The 13,680-nt window shown below is 48.5% G+C and carries 16 protein-coding genes; 6 read left to right on the forward strand and 10 right to left on the reverse strand.

Annotated features, from left to right (window positions below; genetic code table 11):
- Window positions 1-4: 4 nt before the first annotated feature.
- Together AB1757_23160 and AB1757_23165 are read right to left on the reverse strand one after the other, a co-directional pair.
- Window positions 5-544, reverse strand: a complete 540-nt coding sequence (locus AB1757_23160; GenBank protein MEW6129953.1) for an RNA 2'-phosphotransferase — start codon at window positions 542-544, stop codon at window positions 5-7.
- Between the two features lie 15 nt (window positions 545-559).
- A complete protein-coding gene (locus AB1757_23165; GenBank protein MEW6129954.1) occupies window positions 560-1,027 on the reverse strand; it encodes a hypothetical protein in 468 nt (155 codons plus the stop codon).
- Window positions 1,028-1,277: 250 nt separating this feature from the next.
- Here AB1757_23165 and AB1757_23170 point away from each other — a divergent pair, with 250 nt between their 5' ends.
- A complete protein-coding gene (locus tag AB1757_23170; protein MEW6129955.1) occupies window positions 1,278-1,841 on the forward strand; it encodes a hypothetical protein in 564 nt (187 codons plus the stop codon).
- A 48-nt stretch (window positions 1,842-1,889) separates the two neighbouring features.
- Here the strand turns inward: AB1757_23170 and AB1757_23175 are convergent, their stop codons facing one another.
- The 5 genes from AB1757_23175 to AB1757_23195 all read right to left on the reverse strand — a co-directional run bounded on the left by AB1757_23175 (window position 1,890) and on the right by AB1757_23195 (window position 6,601).
- Window positions 1,890-2,381 (reverse strand): hypothetical protein, encoded by a 492-nt coding sequence (locus tag AB1757_23175; GenBank protein ID MEW6129956.1) that lies wholly within the window; start codon window positions 2,379-2,381, stop codon window positions 1,890-1,892.
- The gene (locus tag AB1757_23180; GenBank protein MEW6129957.1) at window positions 2,314-3,054 is read right to left on the reverse strand and encodes a DUF433 domain-containing protein; all 741 of its coding nucleotides are present in this window, start codon (window positions 3,052-3,054) and stop codon (window positions 2,314-2,316) included. Before AB1757_23180 ends, AB1757_23175 begins: the two co-directional genes overlap by 68 nt.
- A gap of 221 nt (window positions 3,055-3,275) precedes the next feature.
- Window positions 3,276-3,911 (reverse strand): peroxiredoxin, encoded by a 636-nt coding sequence (locus tag AB1757_23185; protein MEW6129958.1) that lies wholly within the window; start codon window positions 3,909-3,911, stop codon window positions 3,276-3,278.
- Window positions 3,912-4,200: 289 nt separating this feature from the next.
- Window positions 4,201-5,325: an aminotransferase class V-fold PLP-dependent enzyme gene (locus AB1757_23190; protein ID MEW6129959.1), complete on the reverse strand. Its 1,125-nt coding sequence runs from the start codon at window positions 5,323-5,325 to the stop codon at window positions 4,201-4,203.
- A gap of 163 nt (window positions 5,326-5,488) precedes the next feature.
- Complete coding sequence (locus AB1757_23195; GenBank protein ID MEW6129960.1) at window positions 5,489-6,601, reverse strand: asparaginase; 1,113 nt, start codon at window positions 6,599-6,601, stop codon at window positions 5,489-5,491.
- A 146-nt stretch (window positions 6,602-6,747) separates the two neighbouring features.
- Between AB1757_23195 and AB1757_23200 the strand changes: the two genes are divergently transcribed.
- Window positions 6,748-6,978, forward strand: coding sequence for a zinc ribbon domain-containing protein (locus AB1757_23200; GenBank protein ID MEW6129961.1), 231 nt, complete (start codon window positions 6,748-6,750; stop codon window positions 6,976-6,978).
- 51 nt (window positions 6,979-7,029) lie between these two features.
- Here the strand turns inward: AB1757_23200 and AB1757_23205 are convergent, their stop codons facing one another.
- The 3 genes from AB1757_23205 to AB1757_23215 form a co-directional block, all read right to left on the reverse strand.
- A complete protein-coding gene (locus AB1757_23205; GenBank protein MEW6129962.1) occupies window positions 7,030-7,332 on the reverse strand; it encodes a helix-hairpin-helix domain-containing protein in 303 nt (100 codons plus the stop codon).
- 3 nt (window positions 7,333-7,335) lie between these two features.
- Window positions 7,336-8,622, reverse strand: coding sequence for an RNA-binding domain-containing protein (locus AB1757_23210; GenBank protein ID MEW6129963.1), 1,287 nt, complete (start codon window positions 8,620-8,622; stop codon window positions 7,336-7,338).
- A gap of 199 nt (window positions 8,623-8,821) precedes the next feature.
- Window positions 8,822-9,439, reverse strand: a complete 618-nt coding sequence (locus AB1757_23215; protein ID MEW6129964.1) for a hypothetical protein — start codon at window positions 9,437-9,439, stop codon at window positions 8,822-8,824.
- 334 nt (window positions 9,440-9,773) lie between these two features.
- Here AB1757_23215 and AB1757_23220 point away from each other — a divergent pair, with 334 nt between their 5' ends.
- The 4 genes from AB1757_23220 (at window position 9,774) to AB1757_23235 (ending at window position 13,620) form a co-directional block, all read left to right on the forward strand.
- Window positions 9,774-10,853, forward strand: a complete 1,080-nt coding sequence (locus AB1757_23220) for an aromatic ring-hydroxylating dioxygenase subunit alpha (protein ID MEW6129965.1) — start codon at window positions 9,774-9,776, stop codon at window positions 10,851-10,853.
- Window positions 10,850-11,665 (forward strand): hypothetical protein, encoded by an 816-nt coding sequence (locus AB1757_23225; GenBank protein ID MEW6129966.1) that lies wholly within the window; start codon window positions 10,850-10,852, stop codon window positions 11,663-11,665. Before AB1757_23220 ends, AB1757_23225 begins: the two co-directional genes overlap by 4 nt.
- Window positions 11,666-11,706: 41 nt before the next feature.
- A complete protein-coding gene (locus tag AB1757_23230) occupies window positions 11,707-12,567 on the forward strand; it encodes an SDR family oxidoreductase (GenBank protein ID MEW6129967.1) in 861 nt (286 codons plus the stop codon).
- Window positions 12,568-12,687: 120 nt separating this feature from the next.
- Window positions 12,688-13,620 carry a ferritin-like domain-containing protein gene (locus AB1757_23235; GenBank protein ID MEW6129968.1) on the forward strand — a complete coding sequence of 311 codons (933 nt, stop codon included), beginning with the start codon at window positions 12,688-12,690 and terminating at the stop codon, window positions 13,618-13,620.
- Window positions 13,621-13,680 lie beyond the last annotated feature (60 nt).

Raw genomic sequence — 13,680 nt, forward strand, 5'->3', positions numbered from 1 at the left:
AAATTTAAAAGCGAATATATTCGGGGGCGATGTGTTCGGTAAGCCATACTCCATTTGCGGATTGATAAAACAAAAATCCACGCTCCTGCATGCGCGCCGCTTCGATGATTAAAACCACAGGCTTGCCGTGACGCGCGCCGACTTTTATAGCGGTCGTTTCGTCGGCAGACAGATGAACGTGGTGGCGAGAACCTTTCAGGAGTCCGCGCTCTTTTATGGAATCCAAAAATCGCGTCGCGGTGCCGTGATACAAAAGCTCAGGTGGGGTGAGGGGTTGGTAATCAAGCTCAACGGCAATGGAATGACCCTGGCTGGCGCGGATTTTCAAACCGTCTTCACTGAAGGCAAAACGTTTTTTATCATTGCTGCTGACGACTTCATCAAGCAATTCCGGTGTGATTTGCAACCCCTGTTGATGGCATGCCGCAAGTAAGGTTGCGACCTCAACCCATCCGGCATCGTCAAGCGTGATGCCGATTTTTTCGGGTTTATGTCTCAGCACCAGACTTAGAAATTTACTGACTCGGATTAAATCTTTTCGCATGAGCTTCACCGTGAATTATTGGATGATGATTCCCGCTTGTTGAATTTTTTCGAGTAGCGCCGCGTCTTTCGGTAAAGGCTTTTTACCCAGTTTATCGCGATGTTGCCAGCAATACGCCCAGCCATAAACTTTGCGACGGCAGGGGTGTCCGGCTTTGGTGGGCGCGCCGCAATCGGTAATCAATGCTTCGGCGGCGGTTGGTGAAGTTCTGGTCGGGGATTGGTTATCGGGACGGTCTTGACCAGGCGGCAATAAAAATGCCGTTGCCTCAACCGGCGTACCGATGAATTGCAAATTCTTTGCCGGCGCAGTCATTCGTCCGATTACGAAACTAAGGAACAAAGCGAAGGTTAAAAAGCTAAACAGCACGAAAGGGGCAAAGCGAAAATCGGATTTACAGGCAGCGCAGAATACAGGCAAAAAACTTGCCCATTTAATTTTGATTTGACGACCACACGCTGAACAAAACTGCATCCTTGCCATGACTTAACCACTCCAAAACGCTTGCCGTTTGCGAGGGCATGAGCATAACTTTTATGACCCATTCGGACAAGCGATGAAGCGAGCGGTCGATTTATCCTGTAAAGCAATCTCTTGCCTTGCTTACTTGGTAGATGATAGTGTTTTGCTGTTGCTCATTGAGTACCTTGTGCAACCGCAAACGCGCGTGTTCTTTAATCCAAGCTTCCGAACGTCTGAAAAATCAATCACATTTGAAAAGGGTTAATCAGAGATGAGTCAAGAAATGAAAAAAGACGGACGAGTTATCCACGTCTTCACCAATATTCTATCGTCCGCGCCAGACCCTGACCTGCCGAAAGAGGTTGCTTCGCGCAAATGGATGTATGTGCAAATGACCAAAGCCGTGGTCAAAAAAGTTTCCCGCGCGCCGTTTTCCTTGCACACCTGGGCGGCGCTCAGACGCACCATGCTGTCAAACTTTTTGCCGGACAATCTGGCGCTGCGTTACAAAGCCTATCAAAAAGGCGAATGCAATCGTTGTGGGCTGTGTTGCAAAATACAATTTGAATGCCCGTTTTTCGTCGATGAAGGGCCATACAACACCCATTGTTCGATTTATACCTCGCCGTATGCGCCGCAAGCCTGTTTGAAATTTCCGCTCGACCCGCTGGATTTAAAACTGCTGCAACGCGAAATCGGTAACGCCTGCACCTTCTATTATGAAGGTCGCCCGCAACGCCTTTCGCTTTTTGAATTCGTCAAACTTTACACGGACGGGGTCAAACAACAACTCGCGAAGCGCAAATTGAAAGAAGCGCGGGATAGCGCCAAGTGATGGGATTGTATTAGCATAAGCAGTCGTTCGGCTGAAGATAATTTATTTTTATGGTTTCTTTTTAGAACTGAATCGGTCACGTCCTTTGTGGTCAATCCAAAGAACAACCTCACCATCTTTATTGATTCGGGCTATAAAAGGTTTTTTTTGATGCTGTAGAAGATGAACGATTTTTGGTAAAGCTTTAATAATCGCTTCTGCATTTTCCTTACCAGTTGTGTTCGCAGAGGTAATAAAAAAAGCCGCGATTCCTGCGTTAAACAGTGCAATTCGTTCCAGATTATTAGACCGGATTTTTCTATCTTTGGCTAATACTACCCAGTCCTTTTCTCCGCATTTTTCAAGCCATAAAATGTCTAAAGCGTCATGTTCAAAATGGTCTATATGACGTTCGATTTTTAATCCTGCTTGGCAAAGCAAATCAGGTACGAGGTGGTCACCTAGAGATCGGTCTGTAAAAAAAGTAGTATTTTTAAGCTGCTCTTCTGGCGGAAGCTTCGTACCTGAGTGCTTCCTCGATTTCTTCCCGTGTGCAACCATAATCCTTAGCTAATTGATCCGTCGTTTCGTGTGCATAAAATCTTTCGGCTATAACTTCGGTTGGAACTCCGACAACTGCAAGAACAGGTTTACCAAAGGATAAAAGAGGGTCGATTACTACCCTGCGAGGCTCTTCGTCTGTAGGGTTAGTCTTGAGAAATGGATACAATCGTACGGGCAAATTTTTAAAGTCCCGATCTATTCGCCGTAAATATTTCTCCACAACTTCGCGCATCTCCATCTGCCCATTTCGGGAAACATTGATAATTTGCCCTAAATGCTCAATGAATAAATCCACGCCATCAGTTTGAAAAAGTTGGTCGGCAAGAGGGTGTTTGGATGGAAACTCTCGCTTTAAATACTCTAGTGCATGACGAACTTTGTAAAATGGAACATTTTCTATTCTTCGCATTCCACTTAGGACGTGTGCTTCTACTAGGTTCATAAATGAGAGGCGAGGTATATTTTCTTCCGGCAGAAAGATGACTGGTTCAAAGTAGCGTGTATCACCTTCTTTAGTTGGGTAGTGCCTTCCTCTAATCCATGACCGAAGTGTTTCAAAAGGCATTTTCAAATACCTTGATGCTTGTAAAATACTGTAGGCCGGAATCTCTCTCGGATCTTGCCCATAGATTTTTGTAATCTGCCTTAGGGCAATCTTATTGGGTTTCATAAGAGACTCCTTTCCAGACGGGATAAATATTTGCTGATGATTGCCTGCTAAGTATAGCCTTTTGGTTAGCCAGAATGAAAATAATTTCTTCTGTTGAATTCCAAATGCTGAGAGACAAAACTATCTCAATAACTGAAAAAGGGCTGCTTGAATGAGCAGCCCTTTTGGTTTTGAACGCCGTGGTCTATGACCGCTTTTCAACATTGGTCAACTTTTGAACTTCAGTTTCCCGGTTGTTTGACGACGCGCAGATAGGGTTTGAGGGTCTTCCAGCCTTCGGGGAATTTCTCTTTTGCCTGTTCGTCAGAAAGCGCCGGAACGATGATCACATCTTCGCCATGCTTCCAGTTCACAGGAGTTGCGACGCTGTGTTTGGCGGTGAGTTGCAATGAATCGATGACGCGCAACAGTTCATCGAAATTGCGACCGGTGCTTGCCGGATAGGTCAGTGTCAGTTTGACCTTTTTATCGGGACCGATGACGAAGACCGAACGCACCGTGAAGGTGTCGCTGGCATTCGGGTGAATCATATCGTAAAGGTCAGATACCTTGCGGTCAGCATCGGCAATGACCGGAAAGTTCAATGCCTGCCCCTGAGTTTCTTCGATGTCGGCTGCCCAGCCTTGGTGCGAATCAAGCGGGTCAACACTGAGACCGATGATTTTGACATTGCGTTTTTCAAATTCAGGTTTGAGTCGAGCGGCTGCGCCAAGTTCAGTCGTGCAAACGGGCGTGTAATCTTTCGGGTGGGAAAACAAAACTCCCCAGCTATCGCCGAGCCATTCATGAAAATTAATCGCGCCTTCGGTGGTTTCCGCTGCGAAATCAGGCGCGGTATCTCCTAATCTTAAAGCCATAGTCTTTTACGTCCTTTCTCGGTAAATTTGAATCTTGGTTAAGCTCCACTTTCAGGGGGCTGCCCTTGAAAGAATGTCACCGTTAATCATATCAGCTTTTATTTTTACTGCCATCAAAACAAAAAAAGCCTTGCGCTAAATCAGCACAAGACTTAAAAACTTTCCTCGCGATTTAGCACATTTTTAACGTGGAGCAATTTGCCATAAATCACCACGATTTTATGAAGCTACAGCATAAAGGTTTGCGCAAATCGCGGTCAAGGAAATTTTTGGTGAATGCACAAACCAGCTATTGCGGCAACGCATCAATCAACGCATCGACCTCTTCACGGATGTTGTAAAAATGCGGCGAAATCCTCAGCCTGCCGACACGCGGCGCAGTGATAATATTTTTCTCCTGGAGCAAGTGGTACAGTTCTTTCGGCGTATGGCGCGGATGCGTGCAGGTGACAATCGCAGAAATTTCCTGGCGACGGCGCGAACCATAAATGCTGTAACCTTTCTCCTGCAAACGCCCGGCTAAGTATTCACTCAAATCCAGAAGATACTCCTCAATCACTGCCGCGCCGACCTCTAAGAATAGATCAATCGCCGCGCCCATCCCGTAAACCCCTACGGTATTCAACGTGCCGCATTCAAAACGCAAAGCCCCCGGACGATAATTCAGCTTGTAATCCAGATGATTATCAAAATCATTTACCGACATCCAGCCGACCACTGTTGGTTCGATGCGCTCAAGAATACGCTCTGAGATATACAGCAACGCCGAGCCTTCGGGGCCAAGTAGATACTTATGCGCATCCGCCGCAAAAGCGTCTACATAATCACGCGCCACATCGAGAGTAAACCCGCCGAGTCCCTGAATCGCATCAATCATAAAAATCACATCGCGCGCCCGACAGGCTTTGCCAAGGCGAGCGATGTCAGCGCGAAAGCCGCTTGAAAATTGCACCCAACTGATGCTCACCACCCGCGTGCGTTCATCAATCAGGGAAATCAATTCATCAGCATCAATGCGCCCATCGCGTTCCGAAACCAACTTCAACTCGATGCCGCGCGTCTGTTGCAAGCGCATCCACGGATAGATATTGGTCGGAAAATCGACATTGGTAGCGATGACATTATCGCCTTCTTGCCACCGTATACCATTTGCCACGGTCGAGAGCGCATCCGAGGTATTTTTCATGAAGGCGATTTCGCTTGGGCGAGCGTTGACCAGTCGCGCCGCCGCCTCGCGCACCTGTTCAAAGCGGTCACACCAATCGAAAAAATGAGATGAGCCGTTGGTGGTCACATCATCAACCAGCCAGCGCATGGCATCGCGCACACGGGTCGATAGCGGACAAACCGCCGCGTGATTGAAGTAAATGAAATTTTCTGTTACCGGAAAAAGCGAACGAATGTGGTTGTTCATAGGATTCAGGATTCAGGATTCAGGGTTCAGGGTTCAGGGCAGAAAAAATAATGAAGCCGGAATGTTAAAGGATGAACAACTTTCAACCTCAGGTTTGTTCATCGTTCATCATTCATACTTCATACTTTTCTTCATTATGACTTCTAACTCCTGACTCCTGAATTCATCTTAAATCAAACACCGCGCGGATTTCACCAACTTCTAATCCGCGAACATTTTTTATCACCGGCTGGTGATATTGAGCGAGTTCGGCTTGTTCGCTGTCGTCCAACACGCCGAGTTGCGCGAGCGTTTCAACGACCGCAGGGTTCAAGCCTCTGTACGCGCCGTCATCAATCTTTATAGCGATGCCTAAACCACAAGGGTATTTCGCGCATGGTAAAACGCCGACGACATGAACTGCCTCTGCGCCGACTTTGCAAATCAGTTTTCGATTTGCCGCGCCCATCAAATCGGTATCGAAACGCGCCGTGCCGCCGACCATTTCAGGATGCGCGGTCATTGCGGCAACGATGCGCCGCGCTGCAATCGCGTAGGTCACGCGCCGTGCTGCTTCGGCAAGTTGTGGCGTGAGGTGTTCAGCTTGAAACTGGCTACCGGAGCCGGTTTCAGCCACGCGGTCGCGGTCTGTTGAGGCTTCAACCAGCCTGGCAAAAGCGAGTGCCAGAGCGTTGAGCGGCACGCCAAAAGTCGGCGCGCTGCACCCGTCAACTGCGGTCGGCAGATTTTCAGCGAGTCCCGCGAGGCGCGTGAAAATTGAAATAATGTCGCGCTGCACCGGATGTTCTTTCGCCGGGTAGTTTTCCGTCGGCAACTGGCGATGCACACAGGTTGCGAGCATCCCCGTGTGTTTGCCTGAACAATTATTATGAAGTTGGGTAAACGGCAGACCGTCGCGTTCGAGTTGTTTGGCGGTGGCTTCATGATAAGGCGGATGCGCGCCACACCTCAAATCGCTTTCCCTGAGTCCCGCGCGTTCAAGTAGTGCGGCGACGGTTTTGGTGTGGAAAGCTTCGCCGCTATGCGAAGCGCACACCACGGCGAGTTCGGCTTGGGTGATGTTGAACCGGTCGGCTGCGCCGCTGGTGATAAAAGGAATCGCCTGAATCGGTTTGATTGCCGAGCGCGTCGAGGTGATGAAGTCTATGTTGCCAAGTGCGGCAATCACTTTTCCGTCCGGTTCAACGGCGACAATCGCGCCGCGATGTACAGCTTCGACAATGCCGCCGCGCCGGACTTCAACCAGTATGGGATTTTGTGGACTCCGATTGAGCATTTGAGAATGATTACTTTAACGTACCGAAAAGCGAATTGCGAGTAATCGAATCGTTGAATAATTAACGAGAGTAAAATGAAAAAGCTTGCCTGGCTTTATGCGATTGATTTATTTTTCTGTTCAACAAAAATTAGGAGTGAATAACGATGCCGATTTTTGAGTACGTTTGCCAGGAATGTAAACATCAATTCGAGTTGCTGGTTCGCGAGTCAACCAAACTCGAATGCCCGACGTGTAAAAGCGCCAAGCTTGAAAAACAGCTATCGGTGTTTGCGGCGGTTGGAAGTTCAACGACACTTACGCGCCGCGAAATGCCGGTTGCGCCTTGTGGCAGTTGCGGCGACCCGCGCGGCGCAGGCTCCTGCTCGATGAATTAAGCGTTAAATGGCTGAGGAAACGTGCCTATCGCCGAATGGATTGATTGATGTTTATTCAACACACACGCGGTCGGCAAAAGCGCGGTATTTGGTTTCGGTTAAACCTTCGATGATGATGACGTCTGTCGGGCGGCGAAAATTACCGTGGCGTTCGCGGTATTCGATGATGCGACTGGCTAACACCTCACCGATTTCCGGCAAGGCTTTCAACTCCTCCGCCGTTGCCGTGTTCAAATTCACACAAGGCTGATTCGGATGGCGGTTGGTCGTCGGTTGCCCATCAATTTGAGTTGGCGCAGGTTGCGTGCAGGCAACCAGTGATAGGGCGATGAGTGACAGCGCAAATCGTCGCATCGCTCAAACTCCGGCGAGTTCTATACGGAATTCATCGTTTAAAAGTGAGATGCGCGGTTCGCGTTTTGTAAATGCGAACTGTGTGCGGCGAAGCGCCGGGATGCCGCGCAGGGTTGAAGCGCAACCGTATTCCGTGCGCGTGAAGATATGGTGCAATCGCGGGTTGCGTTGCGCTATGACGCCTAATTCGACGGCTTTGCGTGTCAGCCCGTTGGTTCGCCGCGCATTAATCAATTCGATGCGGTCATCGAATATCAAAACCCGCGAAGGCGAATGGGTAATTGAATAATCGCGATGCACTAAAAGATTGGTGAGCGCCTCAATCACCACCTCGCGCGAATAGTTGGCACGGGCTGAAATCGGCTCTGCTTGCCCATTCTGGGGCTTTGGCGGTCTGGCGTCCCATACGTCAATGTAACGTTTAATGAAGGCGAATGCCCGGTCAAAGAGGGCAATCAAATTGCCGTAGACTTCCGCCTTTTCAACTACAGGTGAATCAAGCGTGGTTCCCGAATAGCGGGTTAAAAACACGCTGCTTTGCGGAATCGCCTGATGCACGGCAGTGCTGCGACCAAAGAGTAAGACACCCGCAAAGGTGGGTTTAAGCCCGCCGCCATATTCTTTCGCCAAGTACAAATCGTGCATGGCTTGCGCTGTCGGAAAACCCGCCGGTTCGCGAAAGGTTTCCCCTTCGAGGTCGCGCAGATAACTCCAGATAAGGGCTTCGTCAATCTCTTCAAACCCGACGCCGACCATCGGCGAATCTTCATGTCCGAGGATGCGCGAGTTGGCAAACAATGAAGCGATTTCTTCTGCATCGGCTTCACGTTTGGTTGAACCGACGCGCACGAAATAGCGATTATCGAGCGTCGTGTGCGGGGCGCGACGATCATCGACCTGCAAGACGATGATGCGTTCACCATTATCGAAAAACACTTTATCGATGCGCGGCAACAGCGCCGGTTTGATTTGATTGCGACAGATGTCTATCAGTTGATGTTCGACATATTCGGCATCATCCAACCCTTCGATGCGCCGCTGGTCATTGACGCCGAACATCATCGCGCCGCCGCCGGAATTTGCCAGGGCGACGATTTCCGCGGTGATTTTTTCGGTGTTGACCAGTCGGATTTTGAATTCGAGGTGGGTATCTTCGCCGCCGCGAATCAAATTGATAACATCAGTGCGATCAAGTAAGCGTGAATAACGTCCTGTCAGCTTTTGCTCAAACAGGAAACGTTCGGTTTCAGGAATGCGTCTGCTCTGTCTAAATTTTCTGCCGTGTGCCATATACTTCCCCACCGTGTGTTGGCAGCTTTAATTTCTTTATCTGCATAATACACAGAGGCTTGATAGTTAAGCAAAAGTAAAAGCGGAAAAGTGAAAATAATTATGAAGTTAAATCAGATTTAAGGGTAAAAGATGCTGCATAAAAAAAAAGGCCCGGCGATGCCGAGCCTTGAAGAGTTCAAAGATAAATGATGAAAAGTTAATCGCGGTTGCGGTTCTTCCTCAAATGATAAATCGCGCCGCCGCCGCCACCGAGCAAGGCGCCGATGCCTGCGCCTTTCTTACCGGCAAACATGGCACCGATGCCTGCGCCAATCGCTGCCGGTGCGGCAATCGTCAATGCGGTTTTCAATTTTGAACCGCGTTTACGCGGTGCAACATAAGTCGTGCGATAAACCGGGCGGTCAACGCTTCGATAGACCACACGCTCACGTCCGGCTGAAGCAACCCTGACCCCAGGCGTTTCGCTTTTCGCTTGAGTTTGCACGCCATCGGCATAACCTTCTTTATAACCGTCGTTATAACCCTCACGCGAAGTTTCAGCGACGGTTCCTGTCTGTCCTTCAACGCCGGCGTTAAACCCATCGGTGTATCCGACTTTAAAATCGCTCAGGTAAAAATCGCGTTCTTTACCGGCAGTCTCGGCGGCGGGTGCTTCATTTACAGGGGTGGTAGTTGCCGGAACATTACTGGCAACCGGTTCTGTGGTTTCGGCGGCGCTGGTATTTGATGATTGAGTGAGTCTGCCTATCGCAAACCCTGTAAGTAATAATGCTGCTACTAATGAAATTGCGATGATGCGATGTGTTCTGGTCATGGATTTGCCCTCCAGTTTAATTTTGATTTGTGCATGAGCTGTTTAAGCCAGCAATTACGATGCCGAATCCTGAAAGAAATTAGCGCGCCGGTAATCTCTAATATTTCACAACATAGGAGTAGTGTATAAATAGATGACAAAGCTTGAATGCCCTGAGCTATGTAGGAAATGGCATACCCCGTATGTTAAAACTACACGGTATAGTTTACTCGCTGGAAACTGATGAGTAATAAAAACCGGAATTTGGAAACCATTTCGCTGTTGTAAGCCTGGAAGAACTGTGAGAGACTAAGCCTACACATCCGGGCTTGTGATCAATCTTTCAAACGAGCAAATGACCGTGACCAACACGCGCGTCTTCAACAATCACGAAAAAATTATTGAAGGGTGGTATTGGGCTATGCCTTCGCGCTGGCTGAAACGCAAAGGCGCGCGGGCATTCAATTTTTTCGGGCGCGAGTTGGTGTTATTTAGAAGCGAGAATGGACAGGTGATTGCAATGGATGCCTATTGCCCGCACATGGGGGCGCACCTGGCAGAAGGCAAAGTCGAAGGCGAAACGATTCGCTGCCTGTTTCATTACTGGAAATTTGACGCCAACGGACAATGCGCGGAAATCCCTTGTCAACAAGAGTGTGCATTCGTACCCCGAATTCAAACCTGGCAGGTTGAAGAAAAGTATGGACTCATCTGGTTATGGGCAGGGCGCGCGCCTTCGCATAAATTGCCCTTTGTGCCGGAACTGGAAAACACCGAATGCGATTTTCTGCTCGCCAATCGCTTCGTCAAAGATTGTCATCCGAATGTCATGATGATTAATGCCATCGATGCGCAACATTTCAACTCGGTGCATAAGCTGCCGGTGAATTTGCACCTCGAACCGACGATTCTTTCCAAAAGCGCCATTAAATTTCTCAACACTACGGAGATTCCCGCGACGCACTGGTGGACAAGGTTTCTCAGGCGGTTTTATCGCCAGCGTCTCACCTATGACCTCTGCTATTTTTTCGCCAACACCGGCACCGTCACCTTGGGCCCGGATTTTTTGCATTTCCATATTATGTTTGCCTTGAGACCAACCAGAGACGGGCGAAGCGAAGGACAAACCATTCTGCTGACCAAAAAACGTCGAGGCGTGTTCGGCAAATTGTTCAGCCTGAGCTTGCTGGCGTTGACTAATGTGGTGGGCGCTTATTTTGCTAAAGGCGACACCTTGATTTTCAAGACCATCAAATTCAATTTGCGCGCGCCGATTAAAGCCGATTCGTCGATCATTCAGTTCATTCAACACGCAGAGCGACAAACGACCATTGATTGGGGCTTGCCTTTGCAAGAGGCAAAGCCCGACAGCGGGCATCTCAAAGTTGTCGCCAAGGTCCGGGCACAAAATTTTCTTGAGCGAGAAGCAAAATGAACCATCAAGATTCAACTGCGGATTTCAAAGCGAAGCTTAAAGCCCGCATTGTACCCGTCACGGAGTTGACGCTTGCCCATAAAGTCCGAATGTTTGAGTTGATGCAGAAGTATTATGACGGCGTGAGCCGCGAACAATTTCTCCATGACCTGATGAAAAAAGATGCGGTGATTCTCTTATATGATGAACGACAAAAACAGATTCAAGGCTTTTCAACATTAATGAAGGTGACCGTCAATCAGCAGGGGAAAATCTGGCAAGGCATTTTCAGCGGCGACACCGTCATTGAAAAATCGTTCTGGGGACAGCGCGCGCTTGGCAAAGCCTTCCTCGGCTATCTGTTCAAGGAAAAATTGCGCAACCCCTTTGTGCCGCTTTACTGGTTGTTGATTACCAAAGGTTATAAAACTTACCTGATGATGGCGAATAATTTCAGCCAGTACTACCCGCGCTTTGATGTCGAAATGCCTGCGGATAAAAAAGCGTTGATGGATGCGTTTTATTCGCTGCTATATCCGAATGGATACGACGCGCAAACAGGATTGATTTACCCGGAAAATAATGGCGGGCAATTGAAAAGCGGTGTGGCAAACATTTCACCATTGCTTATGGAAGCCAATCCCAAAATCGCTTTTTTCCAGAGCAAAAATCCCCAATGGACACACGGCGTCGAACTCGCTTGTCTGGCGCGAATGACCGTGTGGATGCCGTTTCAATATGCGTTGAAAGCTTTCACGGTTGATTGTTTGTTAAAGCCGCTCGGCAAAATTTTCGGCTTCAAAAAATCCAAAGTATTAAGAAGTGACGGGTGATTGGCGATGAATGGTGATGAATTAATGCGGAAACGAAAGCCATGAATAATAAAACGGTTTTGATTACGGGATGTTCTTCAGGGTTCGGACGATTGCTGGTGCCGGAATTTTTACGCGCCGGTTGGACAGTGCTGGCGACCATGCGACAGGCAAAAGCGCGCACGGAACTGTTCAAAGATGAACTGGTTGACCATGCCGAACGGTTGTTTCTGCTTTCGCTTGATGTCACCGATGAAGCGGAACGCGCTGGGGCATTTGCATTCATCGCCAAACATTTCAATGGCAGACTCGATTGTTTGATTAACAATGCCGGTTACGGACTGTTCGGCGCGATTGAAGATTTATCCGAAGCGCAAATTCGCCACCAGATGGAGGTCAATTTTTTCGGACTGGCGCTGCTCACGCAAAAACTGTTGCCGCACCTGCGAAGCGCAAAGGGGCGCATTATCAATCTATCTTCGGTTTTAGGGATTACCGGGATGCCGCTGGCGGTAATGTATTGCGCCAGTAAATTTGCCATCGAAGGGTTTTCCGAAGGGCTGTATCACGAACTCAAACCGCATGGTGTGCAGGTCGCGATTGTCGAACCCGGCGGCTTTCGTACCAACTTCATCGAAAAACAGGCGTGGGGCGAAAAGAGTTTCGATGAACATTCGGTGTATCGTGAACAAACCAGGGCGTACATGGGCTTTCGCGAAAAACGCGCATCGGGTGCGGGCACCTCGCCGCGTCCCGTAATTGATGCGGTAATGCGGCTCGCAAGAATGAATAAAATGCCGATGCGGGTGCGCTGTGGAAAAGATGCCAAAAGTGTTTATGCGGCAAAGCGCCTCTTGCCGGAAAAAATCCAGACCGTCGTCTTTTCATCGGTCTATGACAAAATCTATTCGACAAAAAAATAGAAACATCATTTGCAACATGGAAAGACAATAATGACTTGATTGCCTTGAAAGAGGCTCCTGTAGTCGCTTTCAGGAGTCGCAAATTTTGCGTGGATAAACGAGAGAATCAACAAACCCAAAATGGCTGAAGCGAAAATTCAAATTGATACTCACCTTGATGCACCCGTGACTGAGGAACGCGAGAGCCTGAATGCGATTCTGGCGTCGGCGTTAAAAAACAAAGCGAACTTTCAAGCGGTTAAAGAGGCTTCAGAAAAAAGCTGTTGGTCGGCGTCACATTTCGGGCTTGATCAGGTTGCGCTCTTCAACCAATCGACCGACGATGAGCGCCAGGAGATTTTGCAAGGTTGCTCGGCGAACGTTTTGGCGGAGGCTTACTACATCGAAAAATGCGGAATGTATTTCGCGCCGAAAATGTCTTTGCTTGCCGAAAGCGTTGAGGAAAAGATGCTCTACAATTTATTTGCTGCCGATGAAACCATGCATTTCAGTTGGATTGCGCAATTCGTAAATCAGAAAGCCATTGAAAACTATCTGCATAATCCGTTCATTCAAATGCTTGCTGAAATCCTGCGACGCGAAGATAAAACGACGCTCACCTATATTGTGCAAATTATTCTGGAAGGCTGGGGCATCAATCACTACAACCTGCTGATGAAAAATTGCTGTGACGCGAGGCTTAGGCAAATTTTCGAGCAGATTTTAAAAGATGAAGCGCGACATCACGGCAGCGGGTTGATTCTCTTTAATGAAAAGCGGCTTACAGCAAAGCACCTGGAAACCATCAGTGAAATCCTCATCGGTTTTTTCCGCATGGTGCAGGTGGGTCCGCAAATGGTGGTCGCGCAAATAGAGCAAATTAAAGGTCATTTATCGACAGCACAGAAAACGCAAATCTTTAATGAGTTGAGTTGTGAACAAGAAACCGCAAAACGTATTGAAACCTTAAAATCATTCATTCGCGCGGCACGTTATGAAGAGGTTATTATTGAACGGCTCGAACGCGCAAAAGTCTTTGACCCATTCACCGCTTCGGCGTGCGCGATGATTTGAATAGACCGCCGAGTCACCAAACCCGCCAAATATTTTCCCGTCGCAGTTGATGGTTCAAAT

It is taken from the genome of Acidobacteriota bacterium (assembly GCA_040754075.1).
In the GTDB taxonomy this organism is placed as follows: domain Bacteria; phylum Acidobacteriota; class Blastocatellia; order UBA7656; family UBA7656; genus JBFMDH01.

Bases quoted from the DNA above. Each gene is read 5' to 3' on its own strand.
- AB1757_23200 (MEW6129961.1), top strand. From the start codon at position 6,748: ATGCCGATTTTTGAGTACGTTTGCCAGGAATGTAAACATCAATTCGAG.
- AB1757_23215 (MEW6129964.1), bottom strand. From the start codon at position 9,439: ATGACCAGAACACATCGCATCATCGCAATTTCATTAGTAGCAGCATTA.
- AB1757_23175 (MEW6129956.1), bottom strand. From the start codon at position 2,381: ATGGTTGCACACGGGAAGAAATCGAGGAAGCACTCAGGTACGAAGCTT.
- AB1757_23160 (MEW6129953.1), bottom strand. From the start codon at position 544: ATGCGAAAAGATTTAATCCGAGTCAGTAAATTTCTAAGTCTGGTGCTG.
- AB1757_23170 (MEW6129955.1), top strand. From the start codon at position 1,278: ATGAGTCAAGAAATGAAAAAAGACGGACGAGTTATCCACGTCTTCACC.
- AB1757_23230 (MEW6129967.1), top strand. From the start codon at position 11,707: ATGAATAATAAAACGGTTTTGATTACGGGATGTTCTTCAGGGTTCGGA.
- AB1757_23180 (MEW6129957.1), bottom strand. From the start codon at position 3,054: ATGAAACCCAATAAGATTGCCCTAAGGCAGATTACAAAAATCTATGGG.
- AB1757_23165 (MEW6129954.1), bottom strand. From the start codon at position 1,027: ATGGCAAGGATGCAGTTTTGTTCAGCGTGTGGTCGTCAAATCAAAATT.
- AB1757_23220 (MEW6129965.1), top strand. From the start codon at position 9,774: ATGACCGTGACCAACACGCGCGTCTTCAACAATCACGAAAAAATTATT.
- AB1757_23205 (MEW6129962.1), bottom strand. From the start codon at position 7,332: ATGCGACGATTTGCGCTGTCACTCATCGCCCTATCACTGGTTGCCTGC.
- AB1757_23185 (MEW6129958.1), bottom strand. From the start codon at position 3,911: ATGGCTTTAAGATTAGGAGATACCGCGCCTGATTTCGCAGCGGAAACC.
- AB1757_23235 (MEW6129968.1), top strand. From the start codon at position 12,688: ATGGCTGAAGCGAAAATTCAAATTGATACTCACCTTGATGCACCCGTG.
- AB1757_23225 (MEW6129966.1), top strand. From the start codon at position 10,850: ATGAACCATCAAGATTCAACTGCGGATTTCAAAGCGAAGCTTAAAGCC.
- AB1757_23210 (MEW6129963.1), bottom strand. From the start codon at position 8,622: ATGGCACACGGCAGAAAATTTAGACAGAGCAGACGCATTCCTGAAACC.
- AB1757_23195 (MEW6129960.1), bottom strand. From the start codon at position 6,601: ATGCTCAATCGGAGTCCACAAAATCCCATACTGGTTGAAGTCCGGCGC.
- AB1757_23190 (MEW6129959.1), bottom strand. From the start codon at position 5,325: ATGAACAACCACATTCGTTCGCTTTTTCCGGTAACAGAAAATTTCATT.